The sequence below is a fragment of the Streptomyces sp. NPDC034049 genome (assembly GCF_055575575.1).
Map to the genome: position 1 here is coordinate 1 of NZ_JBVISJ010000043.1, position 4,219 is coordinate 4,219.

General features: G+C 67.1%; 4 protein-coding genes and 2 pseudogenes. 4 read left to right on the forward strand and 2 right to left on the reverse strand.

Annotation, left to right across the window (positions count from 1 at the left end; translation table 11 throughout):
- Positions 1-131: 131 nt before the first annotated feature.
- The gene (locus ACZ52C_RS41875) at positions 132-494 is read left to right on the forward strand and encodes a hypothetical protein (protein WP_469079776.1); all 363 of its coding nucleotides are present in this window, start codon (positions 132-134) and stop codon (positions 492-494) included.
- 33 nt (positions 495-527) lie between these two features.
- Here ACZ52C_RS41875 and ACZ52C_RS41880 read toward each other — a convergent pair.
- Positions 528-671 (reverse strand): annotated as a pseudogene (locus ACZ52C_RS41880) (ATP-binding protein); the annotation flags it as partial.
- A gap of 139 nt (positions 672-810) precedes the next feature.
- On the opposite strand from ACZ52C_RS41880, the gene ACZ52C_RS41885 reads away from it, so the two are divergent.
- The 3 genes from ACZ52C_RS41885 to ACZ52C_RS41895 all read left to right on the forward strand — a co-directional run bounded on the left by ACZ52C_RS41885 (position 811) and on the right by ACZ52C_RS41895 (position 3,713).
- Positions 811-1,881 carry a tyrosine-type recombinase/integrase gene (locus ACZ52C_RS41885; protein WP_469079777.1) on the forward strand — a complete coding sequence of 357 codons (1,071 nt, stop codon included), beginning with the start codon at positions 811-813 and terminating at the stop codon, positions 1,879-1,881.
- The gene (locus ACZ52C_RS41890) at positions 1,878-2,192 is read left to right on the forward strand and encodes a helix-turn-helix domain-containing protein (protein WP_239758277.1); all 315 of its coding nucleotides are present in this window, start codon (positions 1,878-1,880) and stop codon (positions 2,190-2,192) included. Before ACZ52C_RS41885 ends, ACZ52C_RS41890 begins: the two co-directional genes overlap by 4 nt.
- Positions 2,193-2,780: 588 nt before the next feature.
- Complete coding sequence (locus ACZ52C_RS41895; RefSeq protein ID WP_469079778.1) at positions 2,781-3,713, forward strand: hypothetical protein; 933 nt, start codon at positions 2,781-2,783, stop codon at positions 3,711-3,713.
- A gap of 13 nt (positions 3,714-3,726) precedes the next feature.
- Here ACZ52C_RS41895 and ACZ52C_RS41900 read toward each other — a convergent pair.
- A pseudogene (locus ACZ52C_RS41900) lies at positions 3,727-4,111 on the reverse strand (barstar family protein).
- Positions 4,112-4,219 lie beyond the last annotated feature (108 nt).

Consider the following 4,219-nt stretch of genomic DNA (forward strand, 5'->3'; position numbering starts at 1 on the left):
TCACGGAACTCCGGATCGAACTTCCGTCGCTTCTCCGCCATGACTCCCAACTTCCCCTGCAGTCACGGTCTTCACGCTACGAGGGGAGGGACAGTTGTGCCGGATCAGACCTGGTTGGGGAGGAGCCCGAGATGAGCGCGGATGGTGGCAAGTCGGCCTCGGACCGAACCGTCTGCGGCCCGTTTCCGGAGATCCCCGAGGATCGTCGCATGACTGTCGAGCGGTTCCTCGCCAGGCGGCCCGAGCTCGTGCCGTATGCCAGCAACCTCCTGCAACGGGCCGACGTCGCGCCGCTCGCGGTCGATATGTTGCTGAAGTTTGAGGAGTTCGAGGCGGAGGAGCGGACACGGCGCGAAACCGTTGCCGAGGCCCCAAGGGCTGCCAACACAGCATGGCTGGACCACGTCGCTGCCTTGTCGGCCGACGATCTCCAACGCCTCGCCGGCGAACTGGACAGTGGGATCGGCCAACACTATGACGTCGCTGATCAGTGACCGCTGGCTGCGTGGAAGGCGAGTTGAGGTCGGTCAGTTTGTCCCGCTGATCTTGTTTGCTTTGGTGCGGGCCAGGCGGTAGGACTCGGTGCCGGTCTCGATGAGGGTGGCGTTGAAGGTGAGCCGGTCGACGATGGCCGCGCAGAGCCGCGGGTCGGTTAAGGCCTTTGACCAGCCATCTGGGGCTGGCACTTGTTCCCTCACAAGAGTTGCTGCTGCCACCTGGCCGTTTCCCCCTCCTGTGGTCCTCGTTGGTTCTCGCGGTAGCAGCCTGGTTTTCAAGGTGCTGCCTTGACCGTTTAGGTGCGAGGAAGGTGTGCCGGTGGCCGAGGCGAGACTGCAGGTCATCGCGGGCGGGGCCGTCCCCCAGATCCCGCTGACGACGGATCCGTGGCAGTTCCAGGCGGCGTGTGTCGACGCGTTCGTCGCCTCGTGGAGGGCCCGCGGGTTCAGTCCGGTGACCATCGACAACGACATCGGTCTGCTGGAGCGGACCCTCACGGCGCTCGGCCGGCCCGCGTGGGACGTGACGCCTGAGGACATCGACCGCGTAGTCGGTGACCTCGCGGTCCAGGGCCGCAAGACCTCGACCCGGCGCGAGTACGTGCAGATCTTCAAGGGCTTCCACCGGTTCCTGCAAGCCCGCAAGGCAGCCGAGATCGAGGCCGCGTTCGGTGTCCGGCTGGTCTGCCCGGTCGACGAGTTCAACGCTTCCCGACATGTCGGCGACGACTCCCCGGCTCTCCTTCCGCCGCCGACACCCGAAAGGGTGGTCGAGTTCTTCGACTTCATGAAGCAGAGGATCGCCACCGCACGGAAGTACGGACCCGCAGCCCGCGACTATGCGATGTTCCGGACGCTGTATCACGCCGGGCTCCGATCGGAAGAAGCCTCGCTGCTGGAAAAGCCCGACGCGCACTTCACTCGCGGCCCATTCGGCAAGCTCCACGTCCGCTTCGGCAAAGGCGCCCACACCTCCGGACCCCGCCCTCGCTGGGTGCCCATGCTTGACGGCCTCGACCTCGTTCTGCGGTGGTTCCTGGAAGACGTACTGCCCAAGTTCCCCAACTCGCCGGTGCTGTTCGCCGACGAGTCCGGCGGCCCCCTGCACCGCGGAACGATCCGCAACCGGCTGCGGTATCTCATGCAGCTGGAAGGACGGCCGGCGGACGAGCGGTTCAGCCCGCATGCGCTGCGGCGGGCCTGCGCGATCCACAACTACGAACGCGGCGTCGACCTGGTGGCGATCCAGCAAATGCTCGGTCACTGGACGGTGAGCTCGACCATGCGATACGTCCGGCCCTCCGCGACCTTCATCGAGGATGCCTATCAGCGGGCGGTCGCCAGCACGCTGGCCGAGCTGACGGGGAAGGGCACCACGGCATGAAGATCCGATGGCGGCTGCGGATGGCTGCAGCCCAGCGCGAGGTGTGGACCGGAACGGAACTGCGGCGTCTCCTGGCCGAAAAGGCCGGCCTGGAGCTGTCCTCGGCGTCGGTCTCCGCACTCTTCACCAAGGAGCCCTCGCAGATGAAGATGACCACCCTGGCCGCGTTGTGCACCGCGCTGGAGTGCACCCCCAACGACCTGATCGAGGTCGACACCACCCCCGTCGAGCGACCCATCGCACCACCCCGGCCGGTCGCCGACCTTCCGCCAGCCGCCTCAGCCAGGGGCCGGTCCATGCCACCCCTGTGACCAGCGGAGAGAGCAATGGGCAAAAGGCAACGAGACTGCGTCACCTGCGGGGCTCCCGTCGGATACCTCGACCGCTTGCACTGTTGCCGGTGTCGGCGCCGGATCGAGGAACAGGCGGCCAAGGCGACATGTCCGGCGTGCGGCAAGGACCGCGTTCTGCAGCAGGACACCGGCCGGTGCATCACGTGCTCCCGCGTCTGCGAAGAATGCGGCCATCCAGTCCGCGCGGCCCACACCCGACTGTGCCGGGGCTGCCGCCGCAAAGCCGAGCAGACCGCGGCCCAGCAGGTGTGTCCCCGCTGCGGCAGGCCCGGCTATCTGCGCGAAGACAGCGGCTGGTGCGGCCACTGTTCCCGGCCCCGCCAGGACAAACAGCCACCGCGGACCTGTCGCGAGTGCGGCCAGGTGCGGCGACATGCGGGACTCGGGCTTTGCTCAGCATGCTGGCAGAAGCATCCCGCCCGCCCCTTCATCCGCGGTGAAAACCTCCGAGACCAACTCTCCAACCCGCCCGAGTGGCTCGATGCCTTCATCGCCCATGTTGCGGGAACCCACTGTGTCTCCAGGGCCTGCGGCTTCGTCACCGACTTGGGCCGACTCCTGGAAGACGAGCACTCCAACTCGCCCCAGGCCCTGCTGGAGCGGTCCCGCAGGCCAGGGCGTTCGATGGGCTCCTTCGCCCGTGCACTCGAGGACTTCTTCACCCTCCGTGGACTGGACCTGCCCACTGACCAGGCCGAACGACTCGCGGTCGGCCGCCGCAGACGCCGCATCGACGCGGTCCCCGAACCGCTGCAGCAGGCCGTTGTCGCCTTCGACACCTTCCAGATGAGGGCCCAGCAGCGGGCCCGGCGGGCCGGCACCCGCCCACGCAGCAACCACACCCTGGAAACCGCCCTGACCATCCTGCGTGACCTGGCGCTCTTCCTGATCTACCAGCGGAACAAGAACGACTGGGCCCTCGATCCGACCCGGAACATGACCTCCAAGCACTCGAAGGGCTTCCGCGGCAGGACTCTCACCCTCGACCAGCAGCGTTGCCTCTTCCGCCGCTGGACGACCAGCGAGGAGGTCCATCCTCACGAGGCAGTCGTGGGGATGCTCGCTCTGCTGCATGGCGCCTCCAGCTCGGAGGCCCGGATGCTGCAGGTCAACGACGTGGACCAGCAGGCGCAGACGGTCCGGCTCGGCAAGCGGCCCCATCCTGTCCCGCTCGATCCCGCTTCATGGACGGTGGTTCAGCGCTGCCTGGACCATCGCGCGGCATGGCGGACCGACAACCCCCACGTCGTGGTCACGAAAGGGACAAAGGCAGGGAGAGGCCCGGCCTCCACCGCCTACCTCTCTCACGTCCTCGACGACTGCGGGTTTCCGCCCCGGATGATCCGCAGCACCCGCCTTGTCGACATGGTGAACCAAATGGACCCCAAGCTCGTCGCCGCCGCCTTCGGCATGGACCCGCAGGCCACCCTGCTCTATCTCGCCGACCACGTCGACGAAGGCCGTCTGCCGGCTCCGTGACCAGTCCGCCTGGCTAACAGAGGCGCAGGCCGCCCGGAAGTTCCTCCTCAATGATCTCGACCAGCCAGTCGAAGGCGGTCGGGCCACGGCCGGCGCGGGCTTCCGCCAGCCTGGCGGCCATGCGTTCCTTGTTCGTCGGATGACAGCGGGCGAGCCACATTTCGAGCTGCCGGGCAGTCTCGGGGTGCCCGAAGATGCTGGCGAGAGGCTTCGTGATCACGCCACTCGATCACAAAGTTGCCGTTGTCCGGTGTTCCGAAGCCGCCGCGGAGGCAGTCAGCGAAGGCGTCGAGGTTCCGGCCGAAGTAGCCGCCGCAGCCGATGCTCTCGCCGGCGACCCGCCAGAAGTCCTCCAGCGTCCTGACCTGGCTGCCGTCCAGCACATATCTCACCGTCACAGCCCGCAGACTATGTCCCTCCCCTCGTAGCGTGAAGACCGTGACTGCAGGGGAAGTTGGGAGTCATGGCGGAGAAGCGACGGAAGTTCGATCCGGAGTTCCGTGAGG

What these genes read in the sequence shown, in the direction of transcription:
- ACZ52C_RS41875 (WP_469079776.1), top strand. Translation starts at nt 132, where the DNA reads ATGAGCGCGGATGGTGGCAAGTCGGCCTCGGACCGAACCGTCTGCGGC.
- ACZ52C_RS41890 (WP_239758277.1), top strand. Translation starts at nt 1,878, where the DNA reads ATGAAGATCCGATGGCGGCTGCGGATGGCTGCAGCCCAGCGCGAGGTG.